The organism is Terribacillus saccharophilus, from assembly GCF_046592595.1.
GTDB classification, from domain to species: Bacteria; Bacillota; Bacilli; order Bacillales; family Amphibacillaceae; genus Terribacillus; species Terribacillus saccharophilus_C.
On sequence record NZ_JAWVPF010000003.1, the window covers coordinates 219,548 to 244,316 of the forward strand.

Annotated in this window: 20 protein-coding genes and 3 other annotated features; of the genes, 4 read left to right on the forward strand and 16 right to left on the reverse strand. The window is 44.4% G+C overall.

The annotated features are described in order from the left end of the window. Positions 1–11: 11 nt before the first annotated feature. Both SFC25_RS06175 and SFC25_RS06180 read right to left on the reverse strand, forming a co-directional pair. Positions 12–1,067 carry an iron-siderophore ABC transporter substrate-binding protein gene (locus tag SFC25_RS06175; RefSeq protein WP_411214428.1) on the reverse strand — a complete coding sequence of 352 codons (1,056 nt, stop codon included), beginning with the start codon at positions 1,065–1,067 and terminating at the stop codon, positions 12–14. Positions 1,068–1,345: 278 nt separating this feature from the next. Continuing rightward, the gene (locus SFC25_RS06180; RefSeq protein WP_411214429.1) at positions 1,346–2,710 is read right to left on the reverse strand and encodes an amino acid permease; all 1,365 of its coding nucleotides are present in this window, start codon (positions 2,708–2,710) and stop codon (positions 1,346–1,348) included. Between the two features lie 123 nt (positions 2,711–2,833). Then, positions 2,834–3,058, reverse strand: a binding site (T-box leader). Positions 3,059–3,103: 45 nt separating this feature from the next. Further along, positions 3,104–3,330 (reverse strand) — a binding site (T-box leader). Between the two features lie 228 nt (positions 3,331–3,558). Here SFC25_RS06180 and SFC25_RS06185 point away from each other — a divergent pair. After that, the gene (locus SFC25_RS06185) at positions 3,559–4,059 is read left to right on the forward strand and encodes a CarD family transcriptional regulator (RefSeq protein ID WP_411214430.1); all 501 of its coding nucleotides are present in this window, start codon (positions 3,559–3,561) and stop codon (positions 4,057–4,059) included. A 369-nt stretch (positions 4,060–4,428) separates the two neighbouring features. Then, positions 4,429–4,719: a putative quinol monooxygenase gene (locus SFC25_RS06190; protein ID WP_411214431.1), complete on the forward strand. Its 291-nt coding sequence runs from the start codon at positions 4,429–4,431 to the stop codon at positions 4,717–4,719. 63 nt (positions 4,720–4,782) lie between these two features. Here SFC25_RS06190 and SFC25_RS06195 read toward each other — a convergent pair whose 3' ends face one another. From SFC25_RS06195 to SFC25_RS06205, 3 genes are all read right to left on the reverse strand, one after another. Then, on the reverse strand, positions 4,783–5,568 hold the full coding sequence (locus SFC25_RS06195; RefSeq protein WP_411214432.1) for an SDR family NAD(P)-dependent oxidoreductase: 786 nt from the start codon (positions 5,566–5,568) through the stop codon (positions 4,783–4,785). A 196-nt stretch (positions 5,569–5,764) separates the two neighbouring features. After that, the gene (locus tag SFC25_RS06200; RefSeq protein WP_411214433.1) at positions 5,765–6,331 is read right to left on the reverse strand and encodes a GNAT family N-acetyltransferase; all 567 of its coding nucleotides are present in this window, start codon (positions 6,329–6,331) and stop codon (positions 5,765–5,767) included. Between the two features lie 63 nt (positions 6,332–6,394). Beyond that, complete coding sequence (locus SFC25_RS06205) at positions 6,395–9,049, reverse strand: valine--tRNA ligase (protein ID WP_411214434.1); 2,655 nt, start codon at positions 9,047–9,049, stop codon at positions 6,395–6,397. Positions 9,050–9,100: 51 nt separating this feature from the next. Next, positions 9,101–9,344: a binding site (T-box leader), on the reverse strand. Positions 9,345–9,466: 122 nt separating this feature from the next. Between SFC25_RS06205 and SFC25_RS06210 the strand changes: the two genes are divergently transcribed. Further along, complete coding sequence (locus SFC25_RS06210) at positions 9,467–9,655, forward strand: hypothetical protein (RefSeq protein WP_411214435.1); 189 nt, start codon at positions 9,467–9,469, stop codon at positions 9,653–9,655. Here the strand turns inward: SFC25_RS06210 and SFC25_RS06215 are convergent, their stop codons facing one another. The 8 genes from SFC25_RS06215 to hemA form a co-directional block, all read right to left on the reverse strand. After that, positions 9,656–10,669 (reverse strand): hypothetical protein, encoded by a 1,014-nt coding sequence (locus tag SFC25_RS06215; RefSeq protein ID WP_411214436.1) that lies wholly within the window; start codon positions 10,667–10,669, stop codon positions 9,656–9,658. Positions 10,670–10,692: 23 nt separating this feature from the next. Then, positions 10,693–13,071 (reverse strand): LysM peptidoglycan-binding domain-containing protein, encoded by a 2,379-nt coding sequence (locus SFC25_RS06220; protein ID WP_411214437.1) that lies wholly within the window; start codon positions 13,069–13,071, stop codon positions 10,693–10,695. Positions 13,072–13,199: 128 nt separating this feature from the next. Then, positions 13,200–14,492: a glutamate-1-semialdehyde 2,1-aminomutase gene (gene hemL / locus SFC25_RS06225; RefSeq protein WP_411214593.1), complete on the reverse strand. Its 1,293-nt coding sequence runs from the start codon at positions 14,490–14,492 to the stop codon at positions 13,200–13,202. 16 nt (positions 14,493–14,508) lie between these two features. Continuing rightward, positions 14,509–15,492, reverse strand: coding sequence for a porphobilinogen synthase (gene hemB / locus SFC25_RS06230; RefSeq protein ID WP_095222353.1), 984 nt, complete (start codon positions 15,490–15,492; stop codon positions 14,509–14,511). Further along, positions 15,489–16,277, reverse strand: a complete 789-nt coding sequence (locus SFC25_RS06235; RefSeq protein WP_411214438.1) for a uroporphyrinogen-III synthase — start codon at positions 16,275–16,277, stop codon at positions 15,489–15,491. The genes hemB and SFC25_RS06235 overlap by 4 nt, the downstream gene beginning before the upstream one ends. Then, positions 16,274–17,206, reverse strand: a complete 933-nt coding sequence (gene hemC / locus SFC25_RS06240; protein WP_411214439.1) for a hydroxymethylbilane synthase — start codon at positions 17,204–17,206, stop codon at positions 16,274–16,276. The genes SFC25_RS06235 and hemC overlap by 4 nt, the downstream gene beginning before the upstream one ends. Positions 17,207–17,233: 27 nt before the next feature. Continuing rightward, positions 17,234–18,058: a cytochrome C assembly family protein gene (locus SFC25_RS06245; RefSeq protein ID WP_411214440.1), complete on the reverse strand. Its 825-nt coding sequence runs from the start codon at positions 18,056–18,058 to the stop codon at positions 17,234–17,236. A 16-nt stretch (positions 18,059–18,074) separates the two neighbouring features. After that, positions 18,075–19,430 (reverse strand): glutamyl-tRNA reductase, encoded by a 1,356-nt coding sequence (hemA, locus tag SFC25_RS06250; RefSeq protein ID WP_411214441.1) that lies wholly within the window; start codon positions 19,428–19,430, stop codon positions 18,075–18,077. A gap of 229 nt (positions 19,431–19,659) precedes the next feature. Between hemA and SFC25_RS06255 the strand changes: the two genes are divergently transcribed. Continuing rightward, entirely contained in the window at positions 19,660–20,142 is a 483-nt protein-coding gene (locus SFC25_RS06255) for a LiaI-LiaF-like domain-containing protein (protein WP_411214442.1), read from the forward strand. A gap of 31 nt (positions 20,143–20,173) precedes the next feature. Here the strand turns inward: SFC25_RS06255 and yihA are convergent, their stop codons facing one another. From yihA to clpX, 3 genes are all read right to left on the reverse strand, one after another. Continuing rightward, the gene (gene yihA, locus SFC25_RS06260; RefSeq protein ID WP_093727659.1) at positions 20,174–20,755 is read right to left on the reverse strand and encodes a ribosome biogenesis GTP-binding protein YihA/YsxC; all 582 of its coding nucleotides are present in this window, start codon (positions 20,753–20,755) and stop codon (positions 20,174–20,176) included. Further along, positions 20,742–23,075: an endopeptidase La gene (lon, locus tag SFC25_RS06265; RefSeq protein WP_411214443.1), complete on the reverse strand. Its 2,334-nt coding sequence runs from the start codon at positions 23,073–23,075 to the stop codon at positions 20,742–20,744. The genes yihA and lon overlap by 14 nt, the downstream gene beginning before the upstream one ends. A 159-nt stretch (positions 23,076–23,234) precedes the next feature. After that, a complete protein-coding gene (gene clpX, locus SFC25_RS06270; protein ID WP_411214594.1) occupies positions 23,235–24,512 on the reverse strand; it encodes an ATP-dependent protease ATP-binding subunit ClpX in 1,278 nt (425 codons plus the stop codon). Positions 24,513–24,769 lie beyond the last annotated feature (257 nt).

The following is a 24,769-nucleotide window of genomic DNA, read 5'->3' on the forward strand; positions in this document are numbered from 1 at the left end:
TTTTTGCAGCATTACTGTTCATTGTTTCGTAAAGCATCGTCAATCTGAGTTACATAGTTATCGATTGTGTACTCGATTGCAAGTGGATTTGGGGTTCCGGCAGCTGCCAGATCAGAATTATTTGCGATAAACACGACAGAACCGTTTTGAATTGCTTTAATCTGTCCCAAACGTGCATCATTTTTAACCGCTTCATACGTGCTGTCATCCCCATAACCAATGATGATATCTGCATCATTAAGGACGTCAGCATTCTCTGCACTCAAGTTTAGAGAGTAAGCTGCATCATCTTCAATCAAATCAGAAATACTATCAGGGAATTCCAATCCCATTTCCTCTAAGAAAGCAACGCGGGAATCAGCTGGTGTATAAAGGTGGAACTCAGATAGATCTGTTGCAGAGAAGTTGACCCAAGCAACCTTTTTGCCTTTAATATCTGAATGCTCGTTTACTTTTTCTTCAATTGTTTTCTCTGTATCCGCAATCAGCTGCTCGCCTTCTTCTTCCATTCCCATGCCTTTTGCATTCATTGTTACTTGGTCACGCCAAGACGTTGTCCAAGGAGAAGTCGGGTAAGCTACCACAGGCGCGATTTCGCTTAGTGTATTATAATCCTCTTCAGTCAGACCTGAGTAAGCTGCAAGAATGACATCCGGCTGTGAGTCCGCAATGGCTTCAAAATCCAATCCATCTGTATCTTGAAAAACATTCGGATCACTTTCACCTAACTCCTCCAGTTTTTCAGCTGTCCAAGGAAGAAGGCCGCTGTTATCCTGCACACCGAAGTTTGCTGCAGAAAAACCTACTGGAACAACACCTAGTGCAAGTGCAACGTCCTGGTTGCCCCATTGTACAGTTGCTACTCGTTCAGGCTTGGATTCAATCAACGTTTCCCCGAAAGCATGTTCAATCGTGATTGGATAGCCTTCAGATGTATCTCCGCCAGATGAATTGCTTCCTTCTGAATTCTCCTCCGTATTCGACTGACCGGAACACGCGGATAAAACCAATAGGAATAATACTGAAAAAATCGTCATCTTTAGTAAGGATTTATGCTTCTTGACCATTTGTTTTTCTCCCCTTTTTTATATGTAAGTTATCTATTATGCAAAACAATCTTGCTAGAGCTATAAACTTTTAAGCTAAGATATTATGTATCTGTTAACCCTTTCTAATTGATATTGGTTCTCATTATCAATGATACAATTAGTTATATTATTTAATCAAGGCTTTTTTACTACTTTTTAGACTATTTGGAGAAAATTGACGTTTTTTGTTCTTTCTTTAAACAGTTGTACATCACATAAAAAAAGAGCCACATAAGTGACTCTTCAAACGATCTTGTTTATTGTGCATTTTTTAATTCAGTCTTTTCTTCTCTTTTCTTCCGCCCCATAATCAAAGCCAGTACAATCAGTACTGCTAAAGCTGTGAAACAAACTACCGTTCCGACTGAAATACCTTTACTGAATGTTGATCCGATCAATATGATACCGAGCCCTGCAATCCCAATAATTGTTGTCGCAGGAAACAGTCTCATTTTAAAGTGGGGCATTTCTTTGTATCCCCGGCGTAATTTCAGCTGTGCTGCGCAAATACTCAGCCATAGAAGGAGCATTGTGAATCCGGGGATTGTCATCATTGTTCCAATGATACTTTCCGGAGCAAAGTATGCCAGTCCAGCACCTACCAATAATAGAACTCCATTTAATGAGATTGCGTTAATCGGAGCACCTGATTTGGAAGTCTTCGTCAATAGTTGTGGAGCCTCTCCTTTTTCAGCCAATGAAAACATTGTTCTGGAAGTTGCAAACATTCCGGAGTTTGCAGCGGAAAGAACTGCAGTCAACAGGATGAAATTCATTACGTGCGCAACTCCTGGAATACCAATTGCGTCCATGACTTGAATGAAAGGACTTTCCGTTCCAGCGACTTGATTCCATGGTATAAGCCCAGCAATTATTGTGATCGGAAGAATGTAAAACAGCAATACTCGCCAAACGACACCTTTGATTACTTTCGGCAACACCTTTTTCACATCTTTTGTTTCTGATATCGCTACCCCGATTAACTCAGATCCTCCAAAGGAGAACATGACAATCAAGCAGGCTGCAAATACACCTTGCATACCATTCGGGAAAAAGCCGCCATGTCCAAGCAAATGCTGTGTTGGTGAATCAGGGGCAAAGTCCGTCAATCCGAGTAAAACTGCCCCGCCCAATAGGATGAATAGTACAAGAGCAATAATCTTGATACTGGCAAACCAAAATTCCATCTCACCGTAAAACTTCACTTGCAAGCTGTTTATTCCAATAATAAGTGCCGCACAAATAGCGCTTAACAGCCAAAGCGGCGTATCTGAAAACCAAAACTGAAGAAATGATCCAGCTGCTAATATTTCCACGATGGTAACAAGTGTCCAGTTAATCCAGTACAGCCACCCAACAATAAAGGAAATATGGAACCCAAATGCCTTATGAACTAAATGCTGCACATTATGATTCGGATACACAACCGCCATTTCGGCCAAAGCAACCATTACGATCAGCAGCAAGGCCCCGCCTAACAAGTAAGAAACAACTACACCTGGTCCAGCAATTCCTAACGTCTCACCGCTCCCTTTAAAAATTCCGGTACCAATCATACCTGCTAATGCTAAAAACTGTACGTGTCTAGGTAAAAGCTCTTTCCGCAAACCATTTTGATTCATTTTCTTCTCCTCTTTCTATATCAAATCCTGCTCTGATTGATGTTGTATAATAATAGTCATCATCCATGGTTAACCACCTCCTTAACTGTCTAACCAAACAAAAATCCCTGCTGAAAAAGTATCAGCAGGGACGTGATTTACGCGGTACCACCCTAATTATCGACGTAGTTACTAAGTCGATATCTCATTCATCATAACGGCTCATCACCGTCTTCCCCTTACCACCCGGTTCGAAGAAGAAAGCTCCTGGATCGTAATTCATGCTGTTCTTTGTTCTGACTCGCACCATCCGTCAGCTCTCTGCCACAGGGAGAACATACACTACTATAATCCATTCATCGCTTATCAAATTATTTGGTTACTGAAAACAAAAAATCCCTGCTGAAAATAATCAGCAGGGACGTGATTTTACGCGGTACCACCCTAATTACCGACATAGATACTATGTCGATATCTCATTCATCATAACGGCTCATCACCGTCTTCCCCTCACCTGACTGGTTTCGAAGAAGATACTCCTGAATCGTAATTCATGCTGTTCTTTACACTGACTCACACCACCCGTCAGCTCTCTTTAGCAGGGAGAACATACACTACTGCAATCCATTCAACGTTCATTTATTAATATATTGAGTATCCTACAGGAAATGAAATGAAAAATCAATATATTTTTTGTTAATTTGTTTTGTAGAGCTCTCAAGTGTTGGTACCAAAACCGTTAACAAAACGGAACCAGTACTGCTTTTTCGTTCGCTTTATTTGCATATTATAACTGTCTTGCAAGCCCTGAAAAAATGCACAAGACAAGTGTGTTATAATAGAGGTATCTTTGAAGGGAGATTGTTAATTTGCTTAAAGGCGGAGATAGTGTATTCTATCCTTTTCACGGAACAGGGACCATAGAATCAACAGAAATTATGAGGGAAAGAGAGTATTTCAAAATATTTTTCCCGTACAGAAAGCTGCATGTGTTTGTACCTAGTCAAAGCGAAAACCAAAATGGTCTTCGTCCCATCATATCTTTAGAACAATTAGAACTGGTAAAATTAGATTTCTATGATACTGGTGTTCCTTTGCCTTCTTCAGTAAGTGAACGATCAAAAGTCTTGGACGGTAAGATGAAATCAGGTACGACGCTGGCAATCAGTCAAATTATCAGAGACTTGATGCACTTCCATACTTCGGAAGGTCGTTTATCTCAGTCGGATAAAAAAGCCTATAAGACTGCAGAAGAATTTCTGATTGGTGAAATACAAGTAATCAAGGATATATCATATGAACAAGCATCTTCTGATGTGAAAGCATTAGTAGAAGAACGTTTTAATATTGATGCACCTACTTTTAGATAGATCGAGCAACCCTAACATAATTCTTCTGCTTCTTAAAAGGACATCCATTATTCAGGGTGTCCTTTTGGTATTTTAACACCTATAAGAATTCTTCTATAATGATTGTAAGTATTGCGGACTTTTTGCAGATGATAGATTAGTTTCCCCAAATATACTTCTTTCTATCAGAAATTTGGATTAAAAGAGACAGACCCTTTTCCTTGAGAATGATGTATTCAAATAATGGAGAATTGTGAGTAACTCAGATATATATAGAATGTTCTTCCGTAGAGACATAGCAGTCTGAACACTTCACTTTAATTTATATATAGCCTAGTGTGATAATGTAAGCAACAACATTCATACTACTTGCAGAAAAGAGGTAATATAATGATCACCATTTTAGCTACTTTATCGGCAAAAGAAGGTAAACAGGAACTGCTCAGAAAAGTTTTAGCTGACGTTGTGACACCCTCACGCTCAGAAGAGGGCTGCATGCTTTATGCTGTACTTGAATCAGAAGAGCATGATGGTACCTTTATTTTCTTTGAGAAATGGAAAGATGATGCTGCATTCCAGGCACATCTTGAAACCGAACACTACAAAGCATATCGGGAATTGAGTGAACCTTATCTTGCATCACGCGAAGTTAAAAGATTATATGATATCTCTGACTCTTAAGATGATATAACCAAAATGAGGCCAAGCTCCAGTTTAGAGCTTGGCCTCTTTTCGTATTGTATTTTAATTCTGCAGACGGGCCTTCTCCGCATGATTTGCTGCTTTTACAGGCTCCGGTGTTGTTCTATTATCTTCTGCTTGCTGTTTCGTTTTTTCATCTCCACCGACGACATGATCCTCATCATTCATGAGTGCTTCATAGCCCTGTTTCGCTACTAGTGCTTTATCATTTTTCTTAGACGAACCAATTTTGCTGGAATCCATTCCTGCGTTTGAATGGAAATTGGTGTCTGTTGGTCCCGGGAGCAAGGCTGTGACCGTAACACCTGTTTCACGCAGCTCCTCGCGCAGGGATTCTGCGAACATATACCCAAATGCCTTCGATGGACCATATACGGTTTCATAAGGTGTTGGCTGCGTTGCAGAGATGGATGAAACAATCAGTATTCGGCCTCTGCCGTTTGGAACCATATGGTGCACCACTCGTTTGGCCATGTGGACTGTTCCAGAAATATTGATTGAGATCAGTCTTAATTCTTCCTCAAGATCTGTATCCGTAAATGCTCCGCCAAGTCCAATTCCAACGTTTAGGACCACTGCCTCAATCGGCCGTTTCAGTTCACTGATAAAGTTCCAAAAGCTTTCTACACCATCATAAGTTGCTGCATCAGCTTTATGAGGATAAGCTTCCACTCCTAAATCACGGATAGTATCTGCTGCTTCAAAAATTCGATCGCTTGACCCGGATATGGCTATATCATAATTATCTTGTGCAAATTGTTTTGCTAGTTCAAGACCAAGGCCTGAAGAAGCTCCAGTAATCACTGCAAGCTTACGTTGTTCTGACATATTAAAATCTCCTTTGCTGGCTGTTTATAAGCTGTCATAGAAGTTCAAAGAATAATAACTTTGACTATCGCTCCTGTTCTATAAATTCTCTATTTCTTTAAATGGTAAACTTCCATTATCATTTCTTTCATTCAAAAAAAACGCAGAGGTGATGCACCCTCTGCGTTACTTTATAATTTTATTGGTGTACGTATTATTAATTTGCAATGCTATCTTGCTTACTTGCCCAGTCTTCCCGCAGCAATGCATATACGTTAGCATCATGCGTCCTGCCGCCATGATAATAATAACTGCGTAAAAGTCCTTCTCTTTCGAACCCTTGTTTCTTTAATAGTGAAGCAGATGCTTGATTTTCCGGGTATACCATTGCTCCGATACGCAGAAGATCCAATTCATTGAAACAATAATCCAGCACTGCTCCCATCGCTTCATTCGCAAACCCTTTTTTCCAATGATCCGGATGCAATTCATAACCGATTTCGGCACGGCGATTACTGCGATTGACTTGGTGCAAGCCAATCGTTCCTAGGAAACGGCCTGCTTCCTTGCAGAACATACCCCATCTTATAACGCGGCCTTCCTTCAGGCCGCAGCGGAAGGAGGAAATGACTCGCTCTGCTTCTTCTATTGACTGGAGCGGCTCCATGCCATAAAACTTCGTTACAGCGCGGTCGGACAGCGCGGCAAATACGTATGGAGCATCTTGCATCTTTACTTCATCCAATACTATCCTTTCGGTTTCAAGCTTCTGGAATGTCAGCATATTTCATCTCTCCTATGTAAAAAAAGACGCACTAGCAAAATTCTAGTGCGTCTTGTGGTGTGTTTAGCCTTTTAGTTCGTTTATACGCTGCTGTACACGTGCGCGTTTATCTTCATAATCTGCTTGCTTGGCACGTTCTTCGTCCACGATCTTTTGCGGTGCCTTACTGATGAAGCCTTGGTTGGAAAGCTTCTTCACAACACGATCTACTTCTTTTGTCCATTTATCGAGTTCTTTCTCCAGGCGTTCGATTTCTTTGGAGATATCAATCAGCCCTTCAAGCGGCAAGTAAAGCTCTACGCCAGTCAGAACAGCTGACATCGCTTTATCTGGTGCTTGGATTGCTGTTGCAATCGTCAGTTCACTTGGGTTACAGAAGCGCTCGATATAATGCTGCTGTGCCTTCAGCTCTGCTTCGATTGTATTGTCTTCCGCTTGGATAAGCAGCTGAATTTGTTTGGACATCGGTGTATCCACTTCCGCACGGATATTACGAACAGAGCGGATGATGCTTACCAAACGTTTCATCTCTTCTGCTGCTTTTTCATCATGTAAATCTTTGTTCACTGTCGGCCATGTTGCAACAGTGATGGATTCCCCTTCATGCGGAAGCTGCTGCCAGATTTCCTCCGTGATGAAAGGCATGAATGGATGCAGCATGCGCATTGTCTGATCGAGCACATGTGCAAGCACAGATCGTGTCATCTGCTTGGCTGCTTCGTCTTCGCCGTATAGCGGAAGCTTCGCCATTTCGATATACCAGTCACACACATCATCCCATATGAAGTTATACAAATGACGGCCTGCTTCACCGAATTCGTATTTCTCCGCGTTGTATGTGACAGCTTCGATTGTTTCGTTCAAGCGAGTAAGGATCCACTTATCTGCAAGACTCTTCTCTTTGGACAAATCAATATCGCTGTACTGTAAGCCTTCCATGTTCATCAATGCGAAACGGGATGCGTTCCAGATCTTATTGGCAAAGTTCCAAGTGGACTCTACTTTATCCCATTGGAAGCGCAAATCCTGACCTGGTGATGAACCAGTGGATAGGAAGTAACGCAGGGAGTCGGCACCGTATTTCTCGATGACATCCATCGGATCGACGCCGTTGCCTAGAGATTTACTCATCTTACGGCCTTCCCCGTCACGTACAAGACCATGGATCAGTACATCCTTGAATGGGCGTTCACCTGTGAACTCCTTGGACTGGAAGATCATCCGGCTCACCCAGAAGGCGATGATGTCATATCCTGTGACTAGTACATCTGTCGGGAAGTAGCGCTTGAAATCAGCTGCTTCTGTATTTGGCCAATCCATTGTGGAGAAGGGCCATAGCGCAGAAGAGAACCACGTATCAAGTACGTCTTGATCTTGCTCCCAGTTCTCGATGTCAGCCGGTGCTTCTTTGCCAACATATACTTCGCCTGTTTCCTTATGATACCAAGCAGGAATACGGTGACCCCACCAAAGCTGCCGGGAAACACACCAGTCGCGGATGTTTTCCATCCAGTAAGAATATGTTCTTTCAAATCTTTCAGGAACGAAGTTGATTTTATCTTCGCCTCCTTGCAATTCCAAAGCTTGTTTCGCTAATGGTTCCATGTTTACGAACCATTGTGTGGACAGATACGGCTCTACCACTGCACCGCTGCGCTCGGAATGTCCAACGCTGTGCATATGATCTTCGATTTTGAAGAGGATGCCTTGCTCCTGCAGATCCTTCACGATTTGCTTACGAGCCTCAAAGCGATCCAAGCCGTTATATTTGCCAGCATTTTCATTCATGCTGCCATCTTCATGCATAACAAGAATGCGTTCAAGATTGTGGCGGTTACCTACTTCAAAGTCATTCGGGTCGTGTGCAGGTGTAATTTTCACCGCTCCAGAGCCGAATTCCATGTCTACATAATCATCCGCTACAATCGGGATTTCACGGTTTACTTCCGGCAGGATGACCGTTTTGCCGATCAAGTGCTGGTAGCGCTCATCATCCGGGTGAACAGCTACCGCTGTATCCCCTAGGAATGTTTCCGGACGAGTTGTCGCAATTTCGATATGACCTGTTCCGTCAGCAAGCGGATACCGCATATGATAGAAGTGACCTTGCACATCCTTATGGATTACTTCAATATCGGAAAGTGCAGTTTTAGCTGCTGGATCCCAGTTGATGATATATTCGCCGCGGTAAAGCAAGCCTTTTTCATACAATGTAACGAATACTTCTTTAACTGCTTCAGATAGTCCTTCATCCAATGTGAAACGCTCACGTGAATAATCTAGACCAAGTCCCAGCTTCGACCATTGTTTGCGGATGAAGCTCGCATATTCTTCTTTCCACTCCCAGCTTTTCTCTAAGAAGCCTTCCCGGCCAAGGTCGTAACGGTTGATACCCTGCTCGCGCAGCTTGGCATCTACTTTTGCCTGTGTTGCGATACCAGCGTGATCCATTCCAGGAAGCCAAAGTACATCGTAGCCTTGCATCCGTTTCATACGTGTCAGGATATCCTGTAATGTTGTATCCCAAGCGTGACCTAAGTGCAGCTTTCCTGTTACGTTTGGCGGCGGGATTACGATAGAGTATGGCTGTTTGCTTTCATCGCCGGTTGCTTCAAAATATTTGCCATCAAGCCAGAACTGGTAGCGGCCTGCTTCGATGCTGGCCGGATCGTATTTGGATGGCAGTGCGTTTGTTTCTTGTGATTTGTCTGTTGTCATGCCAGGTTCCTCCTTCAATGCTTTTGGTGACATATAAAAACCCTTCTCATCCAAAAGGACGAAAAGGGTTAGTTTCCGTGGTACCACCTTCATTTACGACACCAAAAATACATGTCGCACACTCGAGGGAGATAACGGCTCTTCACCGGCTCCCCCTACTGACTAACAAGTCACATTCGGGGTCGCTGCATACAGGGCGACCTTCTACTGCAGGTATCCGGGAAACTTCCACCAGTTTTGCTTCCCTCTCTAGTATGGATCCTTACACTATACTCTTCCCTGTCAAAGCATTTGTATCATGTATAGCTTATTGTATCCACTTGACAGGGAAAAAGTCAATGCAGTCGCATATTTTTTTCAAAAAAGGGTAAACGCCTAGCTTTTCCCGTTCATATACTGCTTATAGGAGGGATGACAATGAGTAAAATCAACCGCAACAACATGCCGGGTTTCCTCAGGTACTGGATAAATGTCACCGAGAAGGCAGTGATTCCACTGATCGTGTTCCAATTCATCCGGACACTTTTGTTTCCATCGATTTTGGATATTCTTATACTTGGCGGCTTGATCGCCCTTTACTTCAGCTTCCAGACAAAATCAATCTAATCAAGCCTCTGCGCCTTCCTGTTCTTCCTGATCCCGCAGATCCTGAAAATAGGATTGTGCCTGGAGAGCCTGCATCAGCTGCCGATGTGTCTGGGTCAACTCCAATACGACAGCAGGGGTATCCGCCTTTTGCGGAGCATTTACATACTCTCTGACCTGCTTCAAATACCGGCCCGGATGAAGCAAATGCAGCATGAACAGGCTTTCTTCATTCTTTTTCATTTGCCGATGCTCTTCGTACGTATGCAAGTAATAAGGTGCATTCGTCACATTGCTATCGACAAAGCGCCATTCTTCCTTATAGTAAGCAGCCAGGTCCAAGCTGGGATTGCCAAGCTTGGTCCTTTCCCAATTAAGCAGATGCAGCGGGTTGCCCTCTTGTACATGCGAAGGGCGCAAGCCGCCATGCAAAACACTATGCTCCATTTCGGGATCAGCTTTTAGGTCTGCATCATAATGGTCATACCACTTATCCAGCATGGCAGACACATGCTCCAAATCCTTATAATGCGTACAAACGAGCAATGGTACAACCCCCATATAGGTTTGGGATTCGAAACGCTCCACTATCCCGAGCAGCTCCTCCCTGTCCTGTTGGAGTTTTTCTTTTTGTTTTCGTATAGCCATTGCGTAAGCTTCATAATCGATTGGATAACGTTTGCTGGACGAAGCATGGATTTTCCCAAGTGTAGTGAACAGCATTTCATAAGGATGATCAGGCTCATCCGTTCGATGCCGCTCCAGCCACGGCATCAGATAATACACTTCCCCTTCATCCACTACATAGAAGTTCTCCTGCAATGTTTGATAGACAGGCGGAACACCTTCCCGGTAGAAATTATGCTTGCCTTGGACGACCATCAGCCAGCGGTCGAGCCGCTCCGGATGGAGGGATGACCTTTTTAAAGCAAAAGCCGCCTGGTGCGTTTGCACTTTAGACAGGCGGCTGGTTATGGCTTGAACCGAGGCTGGCGTGATGCCATAGGCAGCTAGTATTCGATCGATATTTTCCATCTAGCACACCCCGTTCATTCTTTTTAGTTCTTTCTTGGACGTCGCTGCGGAATGACAAGCAGCTGACCTTCCGATACTGTCTCTTCCTCCAAGTTATTGGAGCTGGCGATTGTACTGACAGGCACATCATATCGAGTAGCAATTTTCTCCAACGTATCCCGCTCCTGGACGATGCAGACACGAACCTTCGTATATGTTTCCTCTTTTGCTCCAAACATATGGACTAAGAAATTGCTGCTGTCACTGCGTTCCACTGCTTCCTCTATTTCGGTTTTTTGCTCTTCTTCCACCACTTCCGGCAGATCTTCCGGCTGCAGCTCCTGATTGATTGGCACTGATTGGAGTGACACGTCATTATAAGCATCTTCATAGGATTCTTCTGTGTCAATCTCTTCCACAGCTGTCTCTGCTTGCGGTACTTCTTTCGGCTCGACTGGCTTACTGCCGAAAAACTCACTGAATGTCTTCGTCTCTTTATATTTCCATCTGTCATCCTCTTCAGGTGTCAAAAGAGGGGGTGCCTCGAATCTGATTGGCTCAGGAGGCGCTTCTTCTGTATGCTTTGCTTGATAAGTAAAGGTGAAATCAGGTGTATCGGATGGTTCTTCATGCGGCAGTTCCCGATCTAAATAATACACGTCTTCATCCTGAATATGCGCCTGACGGAAATCGGCTGCTTGATACGCATCCTCAAGCTCATCCGGGAGAACAAAAAATTCTTCAGGCAGCTTACCTGCTCCAGGATATTGATAGTCGTTTTGTACGTATGATTCTTCACGAGTTGAATCCTTCTTCTCTGCTTGAATCGTTACCTTCGGTGAAGCAGGTGCATCATCCTGTGCATGAATCCGCGGCTCTTCCCGATCCTCTTCGGAAGGACGTGGCTCTGCATATTCCTCAGTTGCTGCAGAAGCCTCTGAATCTTCCAATTCTGCTTCCGCCTGCGTTTGATCTGCCTGAGCAAATGCAATGGTTTGCTCCTCCATCTTCTGATCGCGGGTTTCTGCTTTTAATTCTGCTTCTGTTTCCGTATATGCCTGAGACTCTGCATACTCTTGTGCAAATTGATAGCCCTGCTCTTCCGTATCCTGGTCGTCCCGGGACCCTGCTTCTGCTGGCTCAATGTACTCTTGTGCAAATTGGATGCCCTGCTCTTTCCTATCCTGATCGTCCCGGGACTCTGCTTCTGCTGACTCAATGTACTCTTGTGCAAATTGGTTGCCCTGCTCTTCTCTATCCTGATCGTCCCGGGACGCTGCTTCTGCTGACTCCTCATCATCTTGTGCAAACTGATAGCCCTGCTCTTCTCTATCCTGATCGTCTCGGGACGCTGCTTCTGCTGACTCCTCATCATCTTGTGCAAACTGATAACTTTGCTGCTCATCATTTAGATCAATATTGGCGTATGTCCCGGCTTGCTCTGTATACTCTTGAGCAAATTGGTAGCCCTGCTCTTCTGTATCCTGATCGTCTCGGAACGCTGCTTCTGCTGACTCCTCATATTCCTGTGCAAGCTGATAGCTCTGCTGCTCCGTCTCATCACCTTCACGGACATCAGCTTCTGTTTCCTCCCGATTTACTTCTACATCTCCTACTTCCGTATAATCTTCTGGAGAAAACTGGTAGCCTTGATTCCCAATCTGCTGATCGTCAGAACTATCCGCCTCTGTTTCCTCACGGTTCACTTCTATATCTGCTTCTTCTGCATATTCCTCTTGAGAGAATTGATAGCCTTGATTTTCTGCATCTAGCTCTTCCCTCGGATATGCAGTTGTTTTTACTGTCTCTGCTTCTGCTGGTTCCTCTTTGGCAAATTGATAGCCTTGCTGCTCATATTGCTGATTGTCTCCTGCTTGGGCTTCGATCTGATCAGCGATTTCATCAGTATAAGACTCAGCCTGTTCTGCTTGCTGGAAAGCTTGCGGCGGGAAGTAAGGTTCCTGTGGTGCTTGCGGCTGTGCTTGCTTTCTCTCTTCCAGCACACCGTAGATTGCCACCGTTGCATGCAGTTCAAGTACATTGCTGCCAGGTATTTCGTAATCAAAATTATCAATAGTGACATATACATCATTCAGCTGCTTGATACGATTCTTCGGAACAGATATCTCAACAGGGAAACGATGATAAAATGTATTTGTTCCTGCTTCCTGTTTCTCGACATTTTCCATTTCCCTTGTACCAGGACTTACCGCGACTGCACTTCCTTCGGCAACCTCCTCGAGAGGGTAATATTCACCTGTAAGTTCGATGACACCTCGAACAGAAATTTCATGCTCAAACTCCTGGATACTGATCTCCGGCTCCAATGCGATTCCTATTAAGTCCTGCAGCTGTGCGTCGGCACGGAAACTGAGTGATTCTTGTATATCAAACATAAAAGGTGTTGTCTCATTTGAAGACATGTGGAATCCTCCTTCCAAGATTTAAGCGTTCCTCTGTACTAAAACCTATGCTTACGCCCAATCACATATGTAAGGAAAATCCTTTGTCCCCATGAAAAAAAGCCCAAGCATAAGCTTGGGCTTTCTTATTAAGATGCTGCTATTTTTTTGAATGCTTGTCTAGCTGCTTCAATTGTTGCTTCGATATCCTCATCCGTATGGGCAGCTGATAGGAACAGTCCCTCGAACTGGGAAGGAGGCAGGAAGATGCCCGCTTCGATCATTTCCCGATAGTACATGGAGAAGTGATCCAAATTGGATGTCTTCGCCGTATCAAAGTTGATGACAGGAGTATCCGTGAAGAAGACCCCTACCATCGAGCCAGCACGGTTCACTTGCAACGGGATACCATATTCCTCTGCAGCTGCTTCATAGCCTTCAGCAAGACGGTCTGCATGAGCATTGATGCGTTCATAAGCCGCTTTATCCATCGCTGCCAATGTTTCGTATCCAGCAGTCATAGCAAGCGGATTTCCAGACAATGTTCCTGCTTGGTAAATATCACCTGCTGGTGCCACACGATCCATGATCTCCTTACGGCCGCCATAAGCTCCGACAGGAAGACCTCCTCCGATGATTTTACCAAGGCAAGTCAAGTCTGGTTCAACGCCGAAGTGGCCTTGTGCAGAATGATAGCCAACACGGAAACCGGTCATGACTTCATCAAAAATAAGCAAAGCACCGTTCTCCTTCGTGATGTCGCGAAGTCCTTCCAGGAATCCTGGCTGCGGCGGTACAACACCCATATTTCCGCAGACTGGCTCAGCAATGACAGCTGCGATATCGTCACCGTACTGTTCGAAAGCATATTGCACGCTTTCCAAATCATTGTACGGTACTGTAATCGTATTGCGGGCAATTGTTTCCGGTACACCCGGGCTGTCCGGAAGTCCAAGTGTTGCCACACCAGAACCTGCTTTAATCAAAAGGGAATCTCCATGGCCGTGGTAGCTGCCGACAAATTTCAGGATTTTGTCACGTCCAGTGAATCCACGTGCCAAACGAAGCGCACTCATCGTCGCTTCTGTACCAGAGTTCACCATACGGACGATATCCATGGAAGGAATACGCTCTTTCACCAAAGCTGCCATCTTATTCTCGATTACAGTCGGCGCGCCGAAGCTTGTCCCTTTTTCTGTGATCTTCTTCAGACCTTCTACAACACGGTCATCCGCGTGTCCCAGGATTAGCGGTCCCCAGCTTAGTACATAGTCGATGTACGTATTGCCATCGATATCTGTAATTTTTGATCCTTTGCCGCTATCCATGAAAATGGGATCCATCCCTACGGAACGGAATGCACGTACGGGAGAGTTAACTCCGCCAGGCATATGCTGTTTCGCTTCTTCGAATGCTGCTATCGACTTTTCAAAGCTTTTCATCATAATTCCTCCTCGTTCAGTTATCTTCCTTCAGCCATCTTGCCACATCTTTCGCAAAGTAAGTCATGATCAAATCAGCACCCGCACGTTTCATGCCGATCATTTTTTCCATGACAATGGCTTTCTCATCTATCCAGCCATTCAAAGCAGCTGCTTTTACCATGCTGTATTCACCGCTGACATTATAGGCAACGATCGGTGCATTGAATTGATTACGTACATCACGGATGATATCCAAGTAAGCAAGTGCTGGTTTCACAATAAGGAAATCCGCATTCTCTTCGATATCAGATGTTGCTTCACGCAGTGCTTCTCTTCTGTTGGAAGGATCCATTTGATATGTTTTACGGTCCCCGAATTGCGGAGCACCTTCAGCTGCTTCACGGAATGGACCGTAAAAGGCAGAGGCGTATTTGACAGAATAAGCCATAATCGGAATGTTCGTAAAGCCGGCTTCATCCAGTCCTTTACGGATAGCTTGTACATAGCCGTCCATCATGTTGGATGGAGCGATGATATCAGCTCCTGCTTTTGCCTGGCTCACTGCAGTATCTACCAAATAGCCTAGTGATTCATCATTATCGATTATTCCGTCATGTACGATGCCGCAGTGTCCATGGGATGTATATTCACAAAGGCAAGTATCCGCAATCAAAAGAAGCTCAGGAACTTCCTGTTTTGTCTGGCTGATTGCCCGCTGTACGATGCCGTGGTCGTGGAAAGCACCAGTTCCTACTTCATCTTTTTCAGCTGGAATACCGAAAAACAGCACTGATTTGATTCCTAATTCGCTTACTTCCTTCATTTCAGCTGATAAATTATCCAAAGACAGCTGGAACACACCCGGCATGGAAGAAACTTCATTACGAACGTTTTCGCCCTCAACCACGAAAACTGGGTAAATCAAGTCATCCACTGTTACTTCTGTTTCTCTTACTAAAGCCCGCATGTTTGCTGATGTACGCAAACGGCGGTGGCGTTTGAATTCTGCCATTGTCATTCACCTGTCCTTTGTTGTTCATAGTAATGTAATAATGCATCAATCATTGATTCTGTCGTGAATTGTGCAGGCACTAGGATATTATGGAAGCCATGCCGCTTGGCTGCTTCCTCTGTTGTCGGTCCGATGACGAGACAAAGCTTATCCAACTGGTCCATTTCCATTTCAGCCTGGCCGATAAAAGAATGAAAAGCTTCTATAGATGATGGACTTGTAAATGTCAGTACATCCGGCTGGTCCTTTTGCAGAACTTTATACAGGAGCTCTTGATTACCTTTCTCTTCTACCGTATCATAGACGACCATTTTCTCAAATGCATAGCCATTCTGTTTCAATCCATTTGCCAATGCCGGCCTTGATAAATTACCTTGAATCAGCAATATCCTGCTGGCCGGGTCATATGCTGCGCTGAATTCCTTTGCTAAGCAATCAGCAGTATATGCTGCCGGCACTATATCGGCTTTCCTGCCAAACACTCTTTTCAGCGCATCCGCAGTTTTCTGTCCGACTGCAGCAATTTGACAATGCTTCCACTCCTCTAAATTGGAAAACTTGTCCACTAGTGCCTGGAAGTGCTCTACACCATTGATACTTGAGAAGAACAGCCAGTCAAAGCGATTGCCTTGCTGGCTAAGCATTTGGTTTTCATTATCCGTTCTCGTTCGAAATGTCAGTAAAGGCACCGTAATCGGTCTTGCACCTGCTTGGGCCAGCTGTTCCGCCAATCGGACAGCCTGCTGCTTCGGGCGCGTGACGAGCACCTTCACGGCCGGCAGCCGGCTCAATTGGATTCAGACTCCTGAATCGCTTTTGTGATGATATCCTGCGCGCCTTGTTCCTGCATCTTTTCAGCAGCAAGCTTACCAACTTCCTGTGGATCAGCTCCGCGTACTTCTTCTTTGAATACTTGTTTGCCATCCGCAGAAGCGATCAAAGCCGTCAGGACAACATCATCTTCTTCCATATGCGCTACACCGGCAATCGGCACTTGGCAGCTGCCATTCATCAGATAAAGGAAAGTACGCTCAGCCGCTACCGTTTGCTGCGTGTAAGAATCGTTGATCTTCGCTAAGAGCTCAATCAGTTCCATATCGGTATCACGGCACTCTATTGCAAGTGCGCCTTGGCCGATAGCAGGCAGGCAAAGATCTGTTTCCAGAAATTCCGTGACGATTTCATCGCCCCAGCCCATGCGCTTCAAGCCAGCCGCAGCAAGAACAATTGCATCGAAATCTTCATTTTCAAGCTTTTTCATGCGCGTGTCGATGTTTCCGCGGATAGGTTTGATCTCGATATCCGGACGAATAGCAAGAATCTGTGACGCACGGCGCAGGCTGCTTGTTCCGACGATTGCACCTTCCGGCAATTCTCTTAAGGATACGTGATTCTTAGAAATCAAGGCGTCTCGGTAATCCTCCCGAACCGGTACGCTGGCAATCGTCAGACCGACAGGAAGCTCGGATGGCATATCTTTCATACTATGTACGGCCATATCGATTTCCTCGTCATACATAGCTTGCTCTATTTCCTTGACGAACAACCCTTTTCCTCCAACCTTTGAAAGCGTAACGTCGAGGATTTTATCTCCTTTTGTTTCGATTTTCTTGATTTCGAATTCATATGGCGCCCCAGCTTGTTTCAATTGCTCGATAACCCACTTTGTCTGTGTGAGCGCCAGGTTGCTTTTTCTTGAACCAACGATAATTTTCCGCATTGCTCTACCTCCTAAGAAACTACAAATTTACCCAGTAAAATGAAATGATGAATACGTGCTCAGCAAGAAGAAATTAATGATGAGGATAAGAAAGGCTGCAATAGTATATATTGCCAGGCCTTTCCCCCTGACACCTCTTGCCAAACGCAGGAACAGATAAACCGCATAAACGGCCAGTACCGTCAGTGAACCGATTGTCTTCCAATCATACCAATAGAAGACAGCTGATGTCGTATATGCCCATACAATCCCCATCACAATCGACAATAATAATAAAGGAGTCCCAATTGTGATGGAAGTGAAGGTATATGTCTCTAGCTTGCCCAAGTCACCAAGCCTTGTCCACCACCTATACCCTTTTTTCTGCTTCAAAAGCTGGAACTGGAATAAGTACATGACAGCGAAGACAAAAGAAAGTGTAAAAAATCCATACGCCAGGATAGCAAGCGTAATGTGTGCGATCAGCACTTCATCCATGAATGGAATTGTTTGCGTCCATTCCCGCTCATAAGCAGAGCTTGCAATGTATAATAACATCATAAAAAAGCCGACCACATTCAGGAAGAAGGTGAGAAAATCGACTTTGTAGATGCGATTGATGAATAAGGATAGTGATACAAGGACCCAAGCATAGAAGTATAACCCTTCATATACGTCCTTTACCGGCAGTCCAGCATGCGCAATCATTTCCTGCAATAAAAAAAGGCTCTGGAAGAACCATACCAAAGTAAGCAAACGGAAGGCGAAAACATTCGCCTTCCGATTCTTTTGTATAAAATCGATAAAATAGCTGAAAATGCTGGTTGCATATAGAACTAAAATAATTTCGTAAAGATAAGCCGGTACCTGCATCTATAAGCCCTTCTTTTTATCTGGTTGTGGAAGCACTTGGTACAGACTGAAGCTTCTGTGACTCAGTGCGCTCCAGTTTGATAAGATTATTCTGTTTATCCAGCACTGATTTTTCAATCCCGAAAATTTCTGCGAACTGCTGGATTAATTCGTCACTGTTCTCGCGGCCGGCAAACTCTTTTGCTTGTGTGATCGGCTGTTTCAGAAGCTGGTTGATGATGCTTTTCGTGTGCTTATTCAACACTCGCATATCTCGTTCGCTAAGATCAGGAAGCTTCCGTTCCAAACTCTTCATCGTCTCAGCCTGGATTGCTGCTGCTTTACGGCGAAGTTCAGAAATGACTGGTACAACACCTAATGTCTGCAGCCATACTTTGAAATCGACGATGCCGCCTTCAATCATGATTTCGATCTTCTCAACTGCTTCTTGACGTGCAGCCAAGTTCGCATCGACAACATCCTGTAAATCATCGATATCGTATAAGAACGTGCTCTCCAGTTCATCCACATCCGGATTAATATCACGCGGCACAGCAATATCGACTAAGAATAATGGCTGGCCTTTGCGTTCCTTATGAACTGCTTGAAGCATTTCTTTATCCAGTACGTATCCTGGTGCACCAGTCGAACTGATTACAATATCTGCATCATGCAATGCACTGTCGAGTTCATCCCATCCAGCTGCTTTGCCATTGAACAAAGCGGCCAGCTGTTCTGCTTTTTCTTTCGTACGATTGACAACCGTAACATCTTTGACGCCTGAACCATGCAGGTTTTTCGCTGCCAGTTCCCCCATTTTACCAGCGCCTAGGATGACGATTCGTTTAGAAGAAATATCACCGAAGATCTTTTTGGACAATTCCACCGCTGCGTAGCTGACAGAGACAGCATTCTCTCCGATTCCAGTCTCTGTATGTGCACGCTTCGCTACCGTAACAGCCTGTTTGAACAATTCATTATAGATCGTTCCGGATGTGTGCAGCTCCTGTGCTTTTTGGAACGCGCGTTTCAACTGACCAAGGATCTGTGTTTCTCCCACAACCATGGAGTCCAGTCCGCTTGCTACCTTGAACAGATGCTCCACAGCTCTTTCATCCTCGTGAAATGTAAGATAAGATGCAATCTCGTCTTTTTCGATACCGAACCATTCAGACAAGAATTTCTTTATATAATAGCGGCCAGTATGCATCTGGTCGACCACTGCATAAATCTCCGTACGGTTGCATGTCGAAACAATGACGTTTTCGAGCATGCTTTTCTGGTTGGAGAGTGCTTGCATCGCTAAGCCAAGCTCTTCTTCCTTGAAACTTAGTTTTTCTCTTATTTCAATCGGGGCTGTGCGATAATTGATTCCAGCAACTAACATGTACATTCCCTTTTCCCCCTTGAAAACATGTCGCTCTAACTAGTATAACACTATGGTATTTCTGTCCTATTCAAAATTGTGAACAGAATCGTAAACAATTGTGTTAGGATAGAGTGTGTGTTTATTTAAATGTTTGTGAATGATTTCATAAGTACATATAACAAGTTAACACAGCTAGTCATGATAATCAACGATTTAATCTTATTTAATAATAATTATTATGTGGAGAGATGTTATGACGAAGAAAAATGCTTTTGTTGGGTTCCTGCTGCTGGGAATCGGCGCTTATTTCCTATTACGCCAGTTACGTGTTCCCTTGTTTGTCGACTTCTATTCGTGGCCGACTTTATTAATTATCATTGGCGCCGCACTACTATTGCATGCTTATCTTGCGAAAGATCATAAAAACTTATTCGCTGGCTATTTTATTCTTGGCTTGGGTATCCATTTCCATGGACTGAAACATTATGGCTTCTGGACCGATAGCTGGGGAGCGTATCCATTTTTAGCTGGTGCCGCTTTGTTCATTAGCGCATTGAAAACCAAAAAAGGCTATGTATGGGCAATATTATTGCTGGCACTTGGAGCCTTCGCCATTGCAGCACCGCAGCAGCCTGCTTGGTTCGGCTGGCTCGACAGGGCTGCAGGCTTTATAAGTAATTATTGGCCCGTTTTGCTGATCTTAGCTGGTGCATACCTTCTTTTCCGAAAAAAATAACCGTACAAGCTATAGCTTGTACGGTTATTTTTTATAGGAATTGTTTCAATACTCCCCATGCTTCCTCTTTTCCTTCTCCTGTTTCAGAGGAAAATGGAAGAATGATATCCTCTTGTTCCAGCTGCAGTTTATCTGCAGCGCGCTTGATATGCTGCACACGTTTCCCTTTTGGAATCTTATCCAGCTTTGTTGCTACTACAACAACAGGCAGTTCATAATGCTTCAAGAAATCATACATCGTGACGTCGTCTTTCGTCGGTTCGTGCCGGATATCGACAAGCAGTACAACCGCCTTCAGATTTTCACGCTCTGTGAAGTATTCCTCGAGCATTTTGCCCCAAGCATTTCGTTCTTTCTTTGAGACCTTGGCATATCCATAGCCCGGCACATCGACGAAATGGAAGCGGTCATTGATCTTGTAAAAGTTCAATGTCTGCGTCTTCCCTGGCTTCTGGGATGTGCGGACCAAGTTCTTCCGGTTGATCATCTTATTGATAAAAGATGATTTCCCTACATTCGAGCGGCCCGCTAAAGCAATCTCCGGCATATGTGTCTCCGGATATTGCTTTTTCGATACCGCACTAATTACTATTTCTGCTTCAGTTACTTTCATGTTTATCTTCCACCAATGCGTATTTTAATACCTCATCAAGATGGCTGACTTTTATAAACGTCATGTCTTGCTTGATTGTATCCGGTATTTCCTCCAGATCCCTGTCATTATCGGCTGGGAAGAGGATTGTCGTAATACCTGCCCTGTGCGCACTCAAGCTTTTCTCCTTCAGTCCGCCGATCGGCAGGACACGTCCGCGAAGGGTGATCTCACCAGTCATGCCGACTTCCTTTCGTACCGGTCTGCCAGTCAGTGCACTCGTCAAAGCGGTGGCAATCGTTATTCCTGCAGATGGACCATCCTTCGGTGTTGCTCCTTCAGGCACATGGATATGGATATCATAGTGCTCATGGAAGGATGGATCAACGCCTAGTTCTTCGGCATTGGAACGGATATAGCTGAATGCAGCCTGAGCTGATTCCTTCATTACATCACCGAGCTTACCAGTCAGTGTCAGTTTTCCTTTCCCTGGAGACAAGGAAACTTCAATCGATAGTGTATCTCCGCCAGCAGTCGTATAAGCAAGACCTGTCGCTGCGCCAACTTGATTCTCCTCTTCCATTAAACCATACCGGAAGCGTGGGCGTCCAAGCAATTCTTCCACTTTCTTCGCGCTTACTGTCACACGTTTCTTATCTTCGGAAACAATGATACGTGCAACTTTACGGCAAACTGCTGCCAGCTGCCGCTCCAGACCGCGTACACCCGCTTCTCTTGTATATCGGCGCACGATATGTTCGAGTGCCTCATCCTTCACAAGAATGTTGCCTTTCTTCAGACCATTTTCTTTGATTTGCTTCGGCAGCAGATGCTCTTTGGCAATATGCAATTTTTCTACTTCTGTATAACCTGCGATGCTGATGATTTCCATCCGGTCAAGTAGTGGTCCTGGAATGGAACCTAAGTTATTCGCCGTCGCAATGAACATGACATTGGAAAGATCATACGTCTCTTCGATGAAATGATCACTGAATGAACTGTTCTGTTCCGGATCCAGCACTTCGAGCATAGCTGAAGACGGATCGCCTCGGAAGTCATTGGACATCTTATCGATTTCATCAAGCAGGAAAATTGGATTCGTTGTACCTGCACGGCGCATGCCCTGCATGATTCGTCCAGGCATTGCCCCAACGTAAGTGCGGCGATGTCCGCGGATTTCCGCTTCATCACGTACGCCGCCCAGTGAAATCCGAACAAATTTCCGATTGATTGCTTTGGCAATGCTTGTTGCCAAACTTGTCTTTCCGACTCCAGGAGGTCCAGCAAGGCAGAGAATCGGACCTTTCAAGGAATTGGTCAGTTTTTGAACAGCCAAGTATTCCAGTATCCGTTCTTTCACTTTATCCAATCCATAATGGTCTTCGTTCAGTGTCTCTTCAGCATGCGGAATATCCAGATTATCTTCTGTCTGCTTCTTCCACGGCAAAGCGATCAGCCATTCAAGATAGTTTCGGATAACAGAGCTTTCTGCAGAACTCTGAGGTACACGCTCATAACGGCGTAATTCCTTTTCAGCAACTTCCTTCATGTGATCTGTCATATCGGATGCTTCGATATCAGCCCGGAATTGTTCTATCTCTCCAGACTTGCCATCGCGATCACCAAGCTCCTTCTGGATTGCCTTCATCTGCTCCCGTAAATAATATTCCTTTTGCGTCTTCTCGACTGATTGTTTGACGCGGAGACCGATTTTCTTCTCAAGATCAAGTACTTCCCGCTCATTCGTAATGATCGTGATGATATGACGCAGACGCTCTTTCACATCCTGCATCTCAAGAATTTCCTGCTTATCATCCAAACGCAGCGTTAGATGAGAAGTAATCATGTCTGCCATGCGTCCTGGCTCTGTGATATCCGTCAAAGTCGCGAATGTCTCTTGGCCAATTTTCTTTGAAACCTTTATGTATTGCTCAAACTGTTCCAAAAGCGCACGCATCAATGCTTCTTCCTCATTTTTCGTACCATGCTTGTCTGGTCTTTCCTCGATTTCCACCATGAACTGCTTGTCATCCTCCAGGAAGCGGATGATTTCTGCACGGTATAATCCTTCTACCAAGACACGCATTGTACCATTCGGAAGCTTCATCATTTGATTGACTTTTGCTACCGTACCTATATGATGGATTTCCTCTTCCTTAGGTTCATCCAAATCTACTTCTTTTTGTGCAGCCAGAAAGATTGTTTCTCCTTCAAGCATCGCACGCTCCAATGCATGAACAGATTTTTCCCTGCCTACATCCAAATGCAACACCATTGTCGGAAAAATAAGCAAACCCCTTAAGGGTAAAAGAGGCGTTACCAGTGTCTTCTCTTTTTCCATCGTGACACCTCCAAATGTCTGTCTTCTTCAGTCTTTCTTAAAGTATATACACAACCTCAGTACTGTACCCATACTTTGTGAAAATCAAGAAAAAAATCCCTTGCCACCAACTGTAACAAGGGATTTGCTGTACATGATCATCTGCTTGTCAGATAGAGATTATGCACTCTCTTTTGGAGATTGCTGGTTCTCATCTGTTACGGTACCATCATGCAGTACAAACTTAGGACGGCCATTTTCAAGCAGTACTGTATCTTTTGTTATGATGCATTGTTTGATGTCATCACGGGATGGAAGCTCATACATAACGTCAAGCATGATACCTTCCATGATAGAACGCAAGCCACGTGCACCAGTTTTACGCTCGATTGCCAATTTAGCGATCTCGCTAAGTGCTTCATCCTCGATAACCAATTCTACTTGGTCCATCTGGAAGAGCTTCTGGTATTGTTTCACCAATGCATTTTTAGGTTTAGTCAAGATTTCAACCAAAGCTTCCTCATCAAGCGGCTCAAGGCTGCCGATAACAGGCAGACGGCCGATGAATTCTGGAATCAGACCGAATTTCAATAGATCTTCCGGTAGTACTTTGGAAAGATATTCGCCTTTATCAAGCGTTTGGTTGCCATCATTCGCACCGAAGCCGATAACTTTGTTACCAAGGCGGCGTTTGATGATTTGCTCGATTCCGTCGAATGCGCCACCACAGATGAATAGGACGTTAGTCGTATCAATCTGGATGAATTCCTGATGCGGATGCTTACGGCCGCCTTGTGGCGGAACGCTTGCTACAGTACCTTCCAGGATTTTAAGAAGTGCCTGCTGCACACCTTCACCGGAAACATCACGCGTAATGGATGGGTTCTCGGATTTACGTGCCACTTTATCAATCTCATCGATGTAAATGATACCTTTTTCAGCTTTTTCTACATCGTAGTCAGCAGCTTGAATCAATTTAAGCAAGATGTTTTCAACATCTTCCCCAACGTAACCAGCTTCTGTCAAAGAAGTTGCGTCCGCAATTGCGAATGGTACGTTCAGGATACGTGCCAATGTCTGAGCCAGCAATGTCTTACCACTACCAGTCGGTCCGATCATGGCAATATTACTCTTAGACAATTCTACGTCATCTGAGCCCTTACCGGAGTTGATACGCTTATAGTGGTTGTAAACCGCTACAGCAAGATTTTTCTTCGCTTTATCCTGACCGATAACGTAATCATTTAGGATGTCGCGGATTTCCTGTGGTTTCGGAATTTCTTTGAACTCAACTTCTTCTTCGTTCCCAAGTTCCTCTTCCACGATTTCTGTGCACAAATCGATGCACTCATCACATATATAGACGCCTGGTCCGGCTACTAATTTACGTACTTGGTCTTGGCTTTTGCCGCAGAAGGAGCATTTAAGCTGCCCTTTTTCTTCATTAAATTTAAACATCATTTCACCCCTCGAATGTAATATCTATATATGATATCTCGAAAGATCAAACACATTCTGGATGCGCCCAGCCTTCCTTTAGCCAATCATATCAGATAACAGCAGTATTAAAAAGCAAAACACTTTTTCCAACAGTATTAGCCAAATACACGCAGGTAAACCCTGCAAAGGAAGATTTCTCCCCTTATTTAAATTGGCAAATCCTGCATACGCGAAAAAAGAGGTACGTTTTATTATGGAGTTTTTTTTGTAAAAGT